At 53.5% G+C, this 13,093-nt stretch carries 7 protein-coding genes; 3 read left to right on the top strand and 4 right to left on the bottom strand.

Features of this window, described 5'->3' with window-relative positions:
* Positions 1-52: 52 nt before the first annotated feature.
* Positions 53-1,003, top strand: coding sequence for a phytanoyl-CoA dioxygenase family protein (locus ACFSUF_RS08590; protein WP_377602081.1), 951 nt, complete (start codon positions 53-55; stop codon positions 1,001-1,003).
* Between the two features lie 73 nt (positions 1,004-1,076).
* Here the strand turns inward: ACFSUF_RS08590 and ACFSUF_RS08585 are convergent, their stop codons facing one another.
* Together ACFSUF_RS08585 and ACFSUF_RS08580 are read right to left on the bottom strand one after the other, a co-directional pair.
* Positions 1,077-5,090, bottom strand: a complete 4,014-nt coding sequence (locus tag ACFSUF_RS08585; RefSeq protein ID WP_377602080.1) for a fibronectin type III domain-containing protein — start codon at positions 5,088-5,090, stop codon at positions 1,077-1,079.
* Between the two features lie 287 nt (positions 5,091-5,377).
* Positions 5,378-7,291, bottom strand: a complete 1,914-nt coding sequence (locus ACFSUF_RS08580) for a beta-L-arabinofuranosidase domain-containing protein (RefSeq protein WP_377602078.1) — start codon at positions 7,289-7,291, stop codon at positions 5,378-5,380.
* Positions 7,292-7,490: 199 nt separating this feature from the next.
* On the opposite strand from ACFSUF_RS08580, the gene ACFSUF_RS08575 reads away from it, so the two are divergent.
* Both ACFSUF_RS08575 and ACFSUF_RS08570 read left to right on the top strand, forming a co-directional pair.
* Positions 7,491-8,429, top strand: a complete 939-nt coding sequence (locus ACFSUF_RS08575; protein WP_377602077.1) for a helix-turn-helix transcriptional regulator — start codon at positions 7,491-7,493, stop codon at positions 8,427-8,429.
* Between the two features lie 392 nt (positions 8,430-8,821).
* Complete coding sequence (locus ACFSUF_RS08570) at positions 8,822-9,334, top strand: hypothetical protein (protein ID WP_377602075.1); 513 nt, start codon at positions 8,822-8,824, stop codon at positions 9,332-9,334.
* An 11-nt stretch (positions 9,335-9,345) separates the two neighbouring features.
* On the opposite strand, the gene ACFSUF_RS08565 is transcribed toward ACFSUF_RS08570, so the two are convergent.
* Together ACFSUF_RS08565 and ACFSUF_RS08560 are read right to left on the bottom strand one after the other, a co-directional pair.
* Complete coding sequence (locus tag ACFSUF_RS08565; protein ID WP_377602073.1) at positions 9,346-10,776, bottom strand: ADP-ribosylglycohydrolase family protein; 1,431 nt, start codon at positions 10,774-10,776, stop codon at positions 9,346-9,348.
* A 2-nt stretch (positions 10,777-10,778) separates the two neighbouring features.
* The gene (locus ACFSUF_RS08560) at positions 10,779-12,971 is read right to left on the bottom strand and encodes a hypothetical protein (RefSeq protein ID WP_377602071.1); all 2,193 of its coding nucleotides are present in this window, start codon (positions 12,969-12,971) and stop codon (positions 10,779-10,781) included.
* Between the last annotated feature and the right edge of the window lie 122 nt (positions 12,972-13,093).

Here is a 13,093-nt window from a genome sequence, read left to right as displayed (position 1 = left end):
TCCGGCGCGGCGTACTATGCTTAAGGTAATCAATGAAAAGGAGGCAGTACCCATGGCCCAACAGTTACAAGACAACGATAAGAAACCGATATCCTCCGAATTAACCGACGCGACTCCGCTTTTGAATGACCAGCAGGCATTGCAGGAACAAGCGAAACAGGACGGAATGCTGTTCTTCCGGGGGTTGCTTGACCGGCAGGCGGTATTGGAAGTGCGTAAGGCGATTTTGGACATCCTTGATGAATATGATCTGCTGGACCGCAGCCGTCCTTTAATGGAAGGGTCCGCAGACCTCGATCAGGTGCACCGCTATACGGCTGAAGAGATTGCATGGAACGGCGTGGGCGTGCCTCTGGATATTTACCATAGAGTACAAAAGCTCGAATGTTTCCACGCCTTAGCCCACAGCCCTGCACTGATTCGTTTATACACCAATCTATTTGGTGCCGAGCCTTTTGTCCATCCGAGAAATATCGGGCGGGTTATGCTGCCCCACATGGACCAAAAGGTAACCCCTTCCCATCAGGATTATCTGCATATTCAAGGTACGGAGCATACGTGGACCTGCTGGGTGCCTCTGGGTGATGTGCCCCGTGAACTCGGCGGATTGGCCATGCTCAAGGGAAGCCAACAGTCCGGACTTCTGGGGGTTACGGCGGCACCAGGAGCGGGCGGGCTGGAGTCCATCCTGTGCGGATTGGACTACGAATGGCAAACCTGCGAGTATCAGGCCGGGGACGTGATTACGTTCCACAGCCATACCGTGCATAAATCGATGCCGAACCGGATGCCGGGCCGGGTCCGGTTGTCATGCGACTTCCGTTACCAACCGGCTCATGAACCGATCGAATCCGCATCGCTGCTGCCTCACGGGCCTTTTGCCTGGGAAGAGCTCTATGAAGGATGGACCCGCAGCGAGCTGATGCATTACTGGAACAAGATGAATTTCGAGTATACTGCCTTTGATGAATCGATCCGCTGGCAAAAAGACAAGATCTGCTAAGAAGCCATACATGGAATGAAAGGTTGCGGGATACGATCCCGCAACCTTTTGTATTGTTTCTATAGATTATGACTTAGTAGCTGATTTGCGGGTTCCACCAGACCGACTCTTTTAACGCATCGTTTTTGGCGTTTACATGGAAGTAGAGCACATCTCCCTGATTCACCGAAACAGTCACATTGTGTACGGCAGACTCCGCAGCAAAAGAAAACGGATTTAAGGAAGCCGACCATAGCTGGGTACCATTTTTCATAATTTTCACATCCGCTCCGTCCCCTTGGGTCCGGTCATTCACAATATATTGCGGGCTGCCGGTAATCGTCAGCGTTCCCGTGACTGGGGATACCCACTTCAGAACCGCATCGCTGCCTACAGCCGGATTGGATGATACCCTAGAAATTTTGGCGCCTCCTCCCGACCAGTAATCGTTGAAAGCTTGATCATGCACATAAGTCATGGGGCTGTAAGAAGTCCCGTTATACGTTTCGAAATACCAGTTCCCGACTCCGCCCACATAGCTGACAAAGTTGGGCTCCTTCAGGGTCACAGTTCCCGCAGCAGGCCTTAATGCACCTGTCGGGCGTGTGACGATGCCGGATCCGAGCCAATTCGTATATTGGATCTTGTAATAGTAAGTCTGCCCGTTGACAGCCGTGGTATCTTCGAAATGCATGCTGACCGGGTTCGTATTGATTTTCGTATAATTGCCGTTGTAGCTTGTGCTGCGGTACACGTTAGCTCCTGTATCCCGGCGGTTCTGAGCCCAGTACAGGTCGACTTTGCCATTGCCCGGGATGCCGAAAGGAACGGCGTCATTGACGGGAAGATGGCCCGCAACCGCTATGCGGTCGATATCTACCGTGCCGGTAAAGGCCGTGCTGCCGTCACTGCTGAAAGGATAAATGCGAATCTTGTTGATGGTCCCAGACCAGTTTCCGTTTGCCCCTACAGGGAACACATAGTCCGTTAACCCGGTATCCCCAGGCTGTATTTGTATTACAGAGCTCTTATTTGCATCCCAAGCCGAATCCGTTTCTGTAGTCCATTGAACCGTAGCCTGGAAGGCGCTTGTCGCATTCTTGGCATACATGCGAATGCTTTGATTCGCTCTCGCCTGAATTTTCAGATTACCTTGAGATTCAATGTAAGGGGCAGTCCGGTTCGTCATCGAAAGCTTGAGTGCCCCACCATTGACCACGGCCGAGTAAATCTGTGGACCGGCTGTCCACCCTTCCGTATTACCGGTCTGATTAAATTCCCAAGGAAGCAAATCCGGGCCTTCAATCACTTCAATTGAATCGATGTTTACCGTGCCTGACGAAGCGTTCAGATCCAACCTCAGGTTTTGGAGTATACCGGCAAACTGATAGTTATTCCCCAGGTCGAACCAATAAGTACGGTACTGTGTATCGTTAGCGACAATCGGAATCGTAAGCTGCTGATTACCGCTGTAGGATGCATTTTGATCCGTCGTCCAGAACAGCTGCGCTGAGGTGCCCGCCGTATTGTTCTTCATCACGACACGGACATAGTGGCTGCGTTTGCCCCGAAGGTTCAACTGAGCCGGTGAAACAATGTAAGGATCATTTCCTGTAATCGTAAAATTCAACTGGCCGTTTACAGACGAGCCCGATACATCGTTAGCCACTGTCCAGCCCTCGAAATTCCCGCTGGTATTAAAAGACCAGGCAGCTGAATTGCCGGCAACCGGCACGGAGACCACGGAAGTGACAGGACTGCAATTATCATTCACATCGCAGGCTGCGATCTGATAATAGTACGTTTTGTTGTCGAATAAATAATAGTCCTTGTAAGAAGTTCCCGATGCGGCAGGCACGTTTGCGATCTGCTGCGTATTGTCAGCAGTGAACACACTTTTTGTGCTGCGGTAAATCCGGTACTCCCTCACGTTCCCTGCTGAGGAAGCATTCCAGTTCAGCGTCACAAAGTCTCTAGACGAATCTAATGCAGCAGAGACGCCTGTCAACTGTGGAGGTGCCGTAGTCGAATTCGCGGCCGTAGCTGCTGATGCTTGGCTGGAGTAAGCGCCCTCATTTCCCGCTTCATCTAAAGCAGACACTTTGTAATAATAGGTTGTGGACGGGTTCAGTCCGCGGTCGGTGTAGCCCGCCCGGTTGGAGAATCCAACGAAATTGGCCGCGGACGGGGTAAAGCCCGCAGAAGTGCTCCTGTATATTTTGTACTCTGCCACACCCTGATTCGCTATAGCAGTCCAGCTTAATCCAATCCGATGACTGCCTGCGGTACTTGCCGTCAAGGTTCCTACGGCACTTGGCGGGGTATAGTCAGGCGTCCCTTTATAAATCGCAGGAGTTCCGAACACGACCCAGTCATGACTGCTGGTAGATTTCCCTTTGTTGGAGACCAGTGTAATCTGAACCGTTTGACCCGCATAGTTGGTAACGTCGATCATTGCAGGCTCCCAACGATGCCATAAACTATAGTGCGGCTGGGAATAATCCCCGGTAAAGACAGCTGTGCCGTTCACCAGCACTTTCACTTTGTACCCGTCGGAGGTGTTTGCTCCGTCCGCCAATCCGCTATGGATGGCGATATTCAGACGTTCACCGTTCGTTACGTTAGGAAGTGCGACGTTGCTATAAACGGCCGTTGCATCTCCCGTGTTAGGAGCATGGAGAAAGATCCCGTCTTTAGCGGTACCGCCAACCGTATAAGTACCTGCCGTGCCGGAAATCGTATTGGAAACGACAGCCTGTGAGAAATTGGCTTTTAAATCATAGACCAGGGTGCCTGGTGAGTTGATATCAAAACGGGCCGGCCGGCGCTGATTGCCGTACGCAGCGACGAACTCCTGCATCGCCGTTTCAAATTGTGTATTTTTGATCTCATACGGGGAAGTAACAGGATCATTCCAGCTGAGCGGCGAAATGTAGTGCGCCCCGCCTTCATAGGTTTTTACCAGCCCGTCGTAATTGTATGCTTTATCAGTCTTCTGCTGGGGATTATACTCCGGTGCGCCCCAATTATTGTTGTAGCCCAGCACCTGTTTCATATAATCCGTATCTTTGGTTGCATCTCCATACAAGGTTACACCTAGAGATCCCGGAGAGAGGTCGGCGGTAGTCAGAATCGAAGACGTTAAATAGTACCCGTCCGAACCCGAAGTAATGTGATTTTGATGCGAGAAAATGCGGTTCGCCGGCAGCCCGGCCTCGATCAGCCAGTTCGTCAAATCCTGCAAATGATGCTTCAGCAGCATCGTTCTCCATCTGGACCACTCTTCCCAGAAAGGATTCCCGTCGGCACGGGTACGTGGGGGATCCACCGCATTCCAGGAAGCGAAGCTGGTTCCCATCGCCGTATTAAACTGGCCTATGGACGTGAACACTGGGTTGCGTGCTTCACCTTTGTACGCTCCGTTCACCGGGTCATACATCCCCGTACCTGTGAGCCATTCCTTCCACTCCGAAATCGATAACGGGTTGTAATCGGAATATCGGGTGCCGTCCCACACATATTGCCAATCTTCCGAATCCAGACTCACACCTACTAACAGATCCGGGTGAGCCGCCCTCCATTCGACAAGCCGCTGGGCCGCCAGCTGGAGATTCCGCTTTTTGAAAGCATAATGTTTCAGGTTCTTTCTTGAATACGTCATATAGTTGTGCTGGTCGATACTGCGGAACATATCCCAATTGTTCGTATCCCACATCGTAGTTCTTGTATCATCCTGCAGCGCATGCATCAGTCCGGCATCACCGGCCCAGCCTCCCGCGTTCAGTTGAATCAGCACCGGTTTCTGGTTGGTTTCAGCGTATTTCAGCTGTTGATCCAGGAAGTTGGGATCCCAGTTATAATTTTGTTGATGCGACAAGGTGTCCAAACTTAAGTAGGAAGTCTGTATGCTCAATCCTGTCTTCACATAGGGAGACTGGCCGATGGAATTGACAATTCCATTATATTCTGTGTTGATCCGCTGTTGGGGAGGGGAAGGCCAGGTGTTAGGCAAAATATAATACGTTTCATCGTAAGTCGCAGCAGAAGCTAAGGAACCGCACCAGACAGACAACAGCACCGTACTCAGAAATCCGCACCACTTTTTCACACAAATAACTCCTCTCGATTATGCATGATGGTTGAAACTCAGATCCTTACATCCTAAAACTCTATCACCCCCTTTCCGGCAGCATTCTATGATTCCATCATATATTGGTCGAAATCGGTAACCTAGAATGATATTTTTACTTTTGAATACTTTTTTGTCGCCTTCACAGTTCGCTCCCCATGCGCCAAAGCTACAATTGGTAGCGCTTTCCCTTTCGCTGCAGCCAACATCCTTCGGAAACACAAAAAAGGGAGCCGCGAGGGGCTCCCCTGACAAAATAATCATACTTAATGCGCGTTAGTAACGCTCTGGCGTTTCCGGATGACGGGGAATTCGCCGATGCGGAGTTTGGCGCTGCCGTAAGGCACAAGGCGCAGCTCCACCTCCGGGCCGGACGGGCGCGGATTAAGCGGCGGCATGTCCGCGCTCTCGCCTTTCATGCGCCAGTTCCGGACCAGCCGGCCGCGCGTCTTCAGCACGACAGGCGACTGTGCGGCTGCGAACGGCTGATGCGGAAGCGGTGCCGTCTCCACCTCGAAGTCAGCGCCTTCCAGCAGTCCGTACCGCCATTGGGACGCCGGGTACACTTCCCAATCGTGGAACTTCTCCCGCTCCTCCAGCAGGATCCAGTTCTCGCCGATCGGCAGAACGTAGACCAGCGGTCCCCGCTCCACGCTGGCCGCCCCGTTGCCGCGGGCAACCGTGCGCGCCTCCATCGGCAGCGTCAGGACGATCCGGTCCCCGTCCCGCCATTCGCGCTCGACGCGCACAAACCCCTTCACGGCCTGCGCCTCCACGCGCTCGCCGTTGACCGCGATCTCCGCCCCGCGGGCCCAGCCGGGCACGCGCAGCGAGATCGGGAACGTGTCCGCACGTTCCAGCCCTACCGCGATCTCAATGAGCTCGCGGAACGGATACTCCGTGCGGACAGTCAGCTTGGCGCGGGTCCCGCTTACGCCGACCCGCGCGTTCACCTCGCACGGCGCATAAGCCGCCGCCGCGAGACCTCTGCCGTCCGCCATCCACAAGTGGGCGGCGAATTTCGGCCAACCCTGATGCATGTTGGAGGTACAGCAGCCGAAATTCGGCTCCAGCCCGAACAGGTTGGCCTCCTCATTATTGGACCAATTCCGTCTGGCAATGTTACATACAACCTGGTTTACCTGCTGATCGTACTGGTGCGACGTCCAGTCTGTAGAGATCGGCGCCGGCAGTGCGTTAAACGCCGTTTTTTCCAAAATGTCCCCGAAATACCCGTCCCCGAACGTTTTGATGAGCTGCTCCATGCTGAACATGTACTCTACCACCGCGCACAGCTCCACCCCCTGGCTCGGGTTCGTGCCGGACAGCCACTCGTCGCCGGAGAACATCCCATGAGCCTGCCCATGATAGGTCATCAGCTTTTCGATTCCATTGTATACGGCTTCGCGCTGCTGCTCGTCACCCGTCAATTCATAAAGTGTGCCCGGGGTTTTGATCCCCATCGCCACATTGACCACATGCGTCCGGTGGTCCCAATGCTCCACTTTGTTCCAGAACGGAAACTCCGCAAACACCCCTGTCCAATCCGTCGTCTGCTTCGCCACGATATCCGCAAGCTCCAGCAAAAAGTCCTCACCCGTGCGCTTATGCAACCAGAAAATACAAAGCAGCATTTCCGCTCCGCGCGCTTCGGCCCACTCGACCAGCGGTTCCTGTTCAATCGCGCCGTGTACATAACGGAAAAACTTTGTCATGAATGGGATCACCCGCTCATCCCCTGTAGCTTCCTGGTGCTGGATCATCACCTTCAGCATGATCATGTAGTGCCACCAGTCCTGGTCTTTCGTAATTTCCACATTAATCGTGTTGAGGTTGACCGGACCGAACAGGCCGTTCTCCTGCTGGCTGTTCAAGCTCCATTCCACCCAGCGGGTCGACTTCTGTATCAAATGCTCATCCTCGAGCAAATACGCAAGCGGCAGCAGACCGTCAATATAGTAAGGACCGCGCTCCCAGCTCTCCCCGTCTCCGCCGATCCAGCCGTTCCGGGGGCCGACATCCTCCCAATGTTCATCCAAATGACCGGATAGGCCGTCCGCCTGAATGCGGAGCTGGTCCTTGAGCCAGCCTGCAGGCTTAATCGCCCCTAAGGGCAAGGTTTCAAATGCGGTAGGCACCAGCCCGCGGCCGGTTTTCCCTGTATTGTAAGTGATCGCCATCGAGAAACACTCCTTCAAAAAATGTAAGTGATACCAGTAACTCTACCACCGCAGCCTTAAGGAATCGATAACGGAAATCACCTTGTTTTTATCCGATTACAACCTCATAATTGGATACAAATGCTTAGTTTGTTCACCATTCTACATTCCTGACTAATCAAAATGATACTTTATCCTATATCCAAAAGGAGCAGCAATTATGTCCATCTTCCGGTTTACCGCCCCGCCCCTGCCCCATTATATTATCGGAGGTGAGGATACCTATGTTTCCGGCGGGCAGCATCCCGCCCGCCAGCGGATCTCCGTTTTCGACTTACTCATCGTAACCAAAGGTACTCTGCTCATGGGAGAAGAAGAGGAAAGATGGAGCGCAGGACCTGGCGAGTGCCTCCTTCTGCGCCCCGACCGTTATCATTTCCCGGCGGCTCCTTGCCGGGAGGAAACGCATTTTTACTGGCTGCATCTGCAGACTTTGGGGACTTGGACTGAAATTTCCCCAAAGGAAGCACCGGCATCTGAAGACGGGGAGCGCTCTATAGTGTTACACGCAGAGCTTGAAACCGTGTCTTCCCCGGAAGCTCAAGCCGACCCGACTCCCATGCCGGAGAGCTACCTGCAGCTGGAGTCCTTCTTCATTTATGTCCCGCGGCATAGCAGGCTTCGTGAACCGGAAGCGGCTTACCATCTGATCAAAAGCCTGCTTCACCTGAACGGTCGGTCTAACGCGGAATCCAAATGGAAGCAGCAGGTGCTGTTTCAGGAGCTGCTCCAGCATTTGGGAAACGAACAACAGGTAAGCCGGCTGACGCCGCAGCATACCGTCGCGGAGCTCGCATCCTCCTATCTGCGGGAAAGGTACCGGCGGCATGTAGCGTATGCCGAGCTTGCCGAAGCACTGCATTTTCACCCGAACTATATTGCGCGCTGCATGAAAGAAGTTTACGGCTGCACCCCTCTTGAATACGTGAACCGCTACCGGATCGAACAGGCCAAGCAGCTGCTGATTCACACCGACCATCCGGTCGGTCGGGTGGCGGAGGAGTCAGGCTTCAGCTCGTTTCCTTTTTTCGTGCGGGTGTTCGTCCGGCACACGGGGGAACGTCCGAGGAAGTACAGGGACATGTACCGGAGACTGTAATGTGCAAAGTATAATTTGGGGGACGATTCCCTGAAGCGAATATAAGAAGCACCGGCGGCTGGCCGAACTGACAGCAGATTATAAGCAAAACGCCTAACAGCGTTTTTGGCTGCAAATTACTGTCAGCGGAGAAGCTCACCCGATTGTAACGAACCCGTGGAACGTTCCACCTATGATGTGACGACAGGCATCCCGCTTGGTTCGCTAGCCCTAAGTTCTTCCGCTGCAGTAACGTACAGAGTACTGGTAACCGGTGCCCCCAGCCCTGCGCAGCTAGCCAATACTGCGAATGCCGCGTTCACATTCCAAAGTGTTGCAGGCGGGGATATTATTTCGGGTGTGATCCCTTCCAATACTGTTACCCTGCCCGTGTACGCGCCAACGTGTCCATTGTGAAGTCAGCCAGTACAACCAACGGTTCGGTAGGAAGCACGGTTACGTATACGCTGCGGCTTGCCAACACGGGGAGTTTCGGAGCTTCCGTTACGCTGACGGATAATATCCCGGCCGGAACGTCATATGCAGCGGGGAGTTTCCGAGTTAACGGCACACCAGTAGCGGGGGCCAATCCTGCTGCAGGAGTAAACTTGGGCTTATTTGCAGCGGGCGGAACTTCAACCGTAACTTTCAGCGTGCTGATCAATTCGCTTCCGTCGCCCCCTCAGCTGGTAAATTCGGCAACGGCTGCTTATACGTACCAGCCTCCTGACGGAAGGACTTTCTCAAGTACCGCAGCATCGAACACTGTGACTTTGCCTGTAAGGCTGCCCAGCGTCAGAGCCGTCAAAAGCGCAAGCGTCTCTTCGGCCGTTGTGGGCGATAACATTACATACACTATAGTGATAGCAAATTATAAGGAGCTTTCCGGATATTCAACATATCCGGACGCTCCTAACCGTGAATAATGGCAAGACACTTACACCTTAATCGTAAAATTGTTGGAATCTCCCTGTGCCTGCAGCTCGGGTTCCGAAGCTTCCGCAGGTACCGCCGCCCTTACAATGCGGCTCATCTGATACATGCGCTCGGAAAGCGCGCTGATCCTGGTTTTCCTTTCCCCTGCCACCGTCGTATGGAACGTATCGCGGATAGGAGAGAGCCATATGTCCGGAATATTCCGGAAGCCGGCCATGACCCCTGCCAAACATCCTGCGGTAGCGCCTGCACTGTCGCAGTCCCATCCTTGCATGACCTGCCTGCAGATGATCGATTCAAAATCCACATGGCCCCGGGAATCCACCCCGTTCACCAAAGAATTGACTACGGTCGCACTTTCGTTAAAGGTACCGTTGAAGCCGAGATACCCCCATTTGGCATTGATCCGGTCATAAGTTTTCAACCAGTCTCTGTCGTGCAGAGCCCAGTCCAGCGCTTCGGTCATGCAAGCAGCATACCGGGAGTTTGCTGGGATTTGGGCAATGCCCGCCTGCACCGCTTTCACAGGATCCTGCTCATGGAAGGCTGCCGAAAGGGCCGCCGCTACCCACATCTCCGCATATAATCCGGTTTTCGCATGGGTCAGCCTGCCGTCACGCCACGCCATTTCCGCGGCAGCGGCCGGACGGCCCGGATTGACCAGCCCGAAAGCGTCGCCGCGGATCATAGCTCCAATCAATTCCTCCCCATCGTTGAAGAGGGCTGCGAAATCATCCCATTCCTTGCCTTCCGGCAGCCGGTTGTTATGATCCCACCAAAGGCCGCTCATCAAACAGTACCGCGTATGCTCCGGGCCCCAATTCCACCCGTACGGAATATGTTCCTTCCAAAGATACGCCATGTCCTGCGTGCGGAACCCAGGACCGAACTGCTCCAGCACTTTGAGTCCCAGCACAAGATAGTTCAGATCGTCATCAGCTTGTACATGGGTTACATGGCCTCTTGTACTCTCCATACAGTCTCGGCGTAGCGGCTCTTTTTGCGTTGGGCTGTAAGCAGGCGCGAAATCCGAAAGAGGCCAGTCTCCCGTGCCCTCCAGATAGCCGCGGATGTCCGCCAAGGTCATATTCATCTCAAATGGCTTGCCTAGAATGCATCCCAGCATTCTGCCGTAGACACCGCCGTATATTTTATCCCGAAGCTCCATTTCATTTATGAAGCCAGGAATGACATCCTGCCTTATGGCCGGCCTTTCCAACCTGATTCCTCCCAGATCATTCGGCTCATGATAAGGGAAATCCGGGCGCATAGGCACATCAATGATCGACTTGCCGTAGGCGAGAAGAGCATCGTAGCTGTCCGGAACAGCCGCAAGATTCTCCTCAAGCCCCGTTACATCATGACCTTGGGTATGCAGCATCCGAATCCGTGCTGCACAGGTTTTTCTTAATTCCTGGAACGGGATTAACATAGTTACATCTCCTCCTCTGGCATTTCCACCTGCAGGGTGAACACGCCTTTGTTCTCATAATATGTTCTCCCAAACCATACACGCTCGGCTTGCTTGGTCCCCATGTTCGTATACAGCTCTCCCTCGGGCCAAGGCAGCCGCAGGTCGACAAGCTCCGGTAACCGGTCCGTTCTATGAAAAGACAGCTCAAGGATCAGCCTGCCGCCTTCCTTAACTTCCAGGGACAAGTCCACCGGTCCGAAAAAGGTTGCAAACCGGCTGATATGAACAGCGCTTCCCATCTTTAGCCACTCCGCCGGTATCCCCTCTCCGATAATGAGGGTATCCCCTTGTTCATAAGCCAGCATATCCCGTAACAGAAGGAAAAGCTCCGATGAAACCCATCCGTGGGGTTGGCGTGAAGGCAGCTGATACCAGCCTTCGATTTGGCTCCAATATTCCGCGATATCGTGATTATCCTCCAGCCATCCAAACAGTCCCTTTACATCATGATGGTCCAGGTAATAATGTAAACTGGTCCACACTTTCTCGCGGTCTCCAAGCCAAAGATAGTTATGGGCCTGACCCAGTTCGAAATACTTCCAAAGCGGCTCGGGAGCATATTCCCCATTCCCTTGTAGCCGCACTTGGTTCCACCGCGACTCATAGGACTCCAACAGATCGGCAGAGGAAGAGTCCAACGCTTCCGTCGGCCACAAAGCGCAGACCGTATCCCTTTCATTGCCTCCAAAATGGTCCTTAGCGTATCTTTCCAAGGAGACTTTCAGATCTGAAGCCTCAAGTCTGTACCGTTCGGCCTCTTCTTCCATTCCAAGCACAGCGGCCATTTCCGATGCCCCCCGAAGCCCTAAGAAGGAAAACGCGTTGATCCACAATAAAGGCCTGTGCCAATCCATCCTTCCGATGATCAGGCCATCCCTGGCCGGTTCGCATATCAAATCGGTTTGGGCTGTGTTCCGCTGGTCCGGAACTCTCATTTCCACATCATGATACATATACGTTTGGCTGTGCCGGCAGCGTATGATCCACTCCGCCCGTTCCTGAATAGCCGGGTATACTTCGCGAAGCCACTCCCTGTCTCCCGTTAACCGGTAATGAGTCCAGAACGGCCAGATCGTTCCCCCCAACGCATCCGGTTCCGCCCCGAATCCGCCGGCAAACAACAAGCCCTTGAGTTTATCCAGCTGCAGCCTGGCTTCTTCATGAAGGCCCGCCTTATCCAGTGCATTCATAATATAGACACCGTCCCGAATCCAGAACAAAGGATAAGTAATGGTTGCGATCCGCGGCTCATGGTTTACGGAAGCAACAAGGAACTGGGCCAAAGTGGAATAATAAGCATTCTTGAAACGTTCATCGGGTACCGAAAGCGCAGTTGCGTGCAGGAGCGTTTCCCACTCTTTCCTCACTTTCGCTTTCTTCGTTTCATACCCGCCTTCATGATAGGTTCGGAAAGCATCTTCGTAATGTTCTTCCAAAGGATGTACATACCAGTCAAAATCAAAGGACTGCTGCTCTCCGGGATCAAGCTTGACCGCATAAGCCAGTGCCCCGCTGCAGCAGCCGGGTCTAGCGGCCTTCTCATCGTTGGCCTTGCTTTGTACCGGAAGGCCGCCTTTCTGCAGATATGCGCTAATGTCTTCTCCATGCTCCCCATAACTTACAGTCCCAAAGCTCTCGGCTGGAGCGCCCGCCAGCATAACCAGCCTGCCGTTGACATGGCATTCCGCCGGTCCCAGTTCCAGCCTCTGGATCAAGCCGCCCGCCGGACCGTAAGGCCGGACGGTCACATATACGGTCAAGGAGGCTGCATGGTCTCCCCTGTTCTTCAAGACTACCCGCTGGCTGTTCACAATGTTCTCCAGCGTACCCAATTGATCCGCAAAGAGCTCCTGCTCCACAGAAATTCCGCTTGCTTCCCAAGCGCTGTTCAGAATCGGGAGATAACCTTGCTCCCATCTCCAGTGTAATTCTTCCCGATCCATGCGCTCCGGCGCATAAAACCGATCCGCCCCGTGATCGTACAGCCAGACGGAAACGCCAAACGTACCGACACCCGGCGAGAAGCTGCCTCCCGGTTCAGCGAACGTTTTGCGGTGGTCTCTCGTATGCGGCACACCGATAACCGTATGCTCGTCGGAACGAGGAGGAATCCACTCCGGATGCGCTTCCAGCAAAGATTTCAGACGACTCATGCCTCACCCATTCCCTTCCAAAGACTTTACTCATGCTCAGCATAAAGCATAACAGCGTCCGAAACATTGGCAAAAGGTAAGTTGTCATTATCCATAAGTAAGATTCTCTCCGGAATGAGAAA

Origin of the sequence: Paenibacillus gansuensis (assembly GCF_042684925.1) — a bacterium.
Taxonomy (GTDB): domain Bacteria; phylum Bacillota; class Bacilli; order Paenibacillales; family DY6; genus Paenibacillus_N; species Paenibacillus_N gansuensis.
The sequence above is the reverse complement of the archived record's forward strand: the minus strand, read 5'-3'. Positions and strand labels throughout refer to the sequence as shown.

Coding starts and splice junctions, on each gene's coding strand:
- ACFSUF_RS08590 (WP_377602081.1), top strand. CDS start 53: ATGGCCCAACAGTTACAAGACAACGATAAGAAACCGATATCCTCCGAA.
- ACFSUF_RS08580 (WP_377602078.1), bottom strand. CDS start 7,291: ATGGCGATCACTTACAATACAGGGAAAACCGGCCGCGGGCTGGTGCCT.
- ACFSUF_RS08575 (WP_377602077.1), top strand. CDS start 7,491: ATGTCCATCTTCCGGTTTACCGCCCCGCCCCTGCCCCATTATATTATC.
- ACFSUF_RS08565 (WP_377602073.1), bottom strand. CDS start 10,776: ATGTTAATCCCGTTCCAGGAATTAAGAAAAACCTGTGCAGCACGGATT.
- ACFSUF_RS08560 (WP_377602071.1), bottom strand. CDS start 12,971: ATGAGTCGTCTGAAATCTTTGCTGGAAGCGCATCCGGAGTGGATTCCT.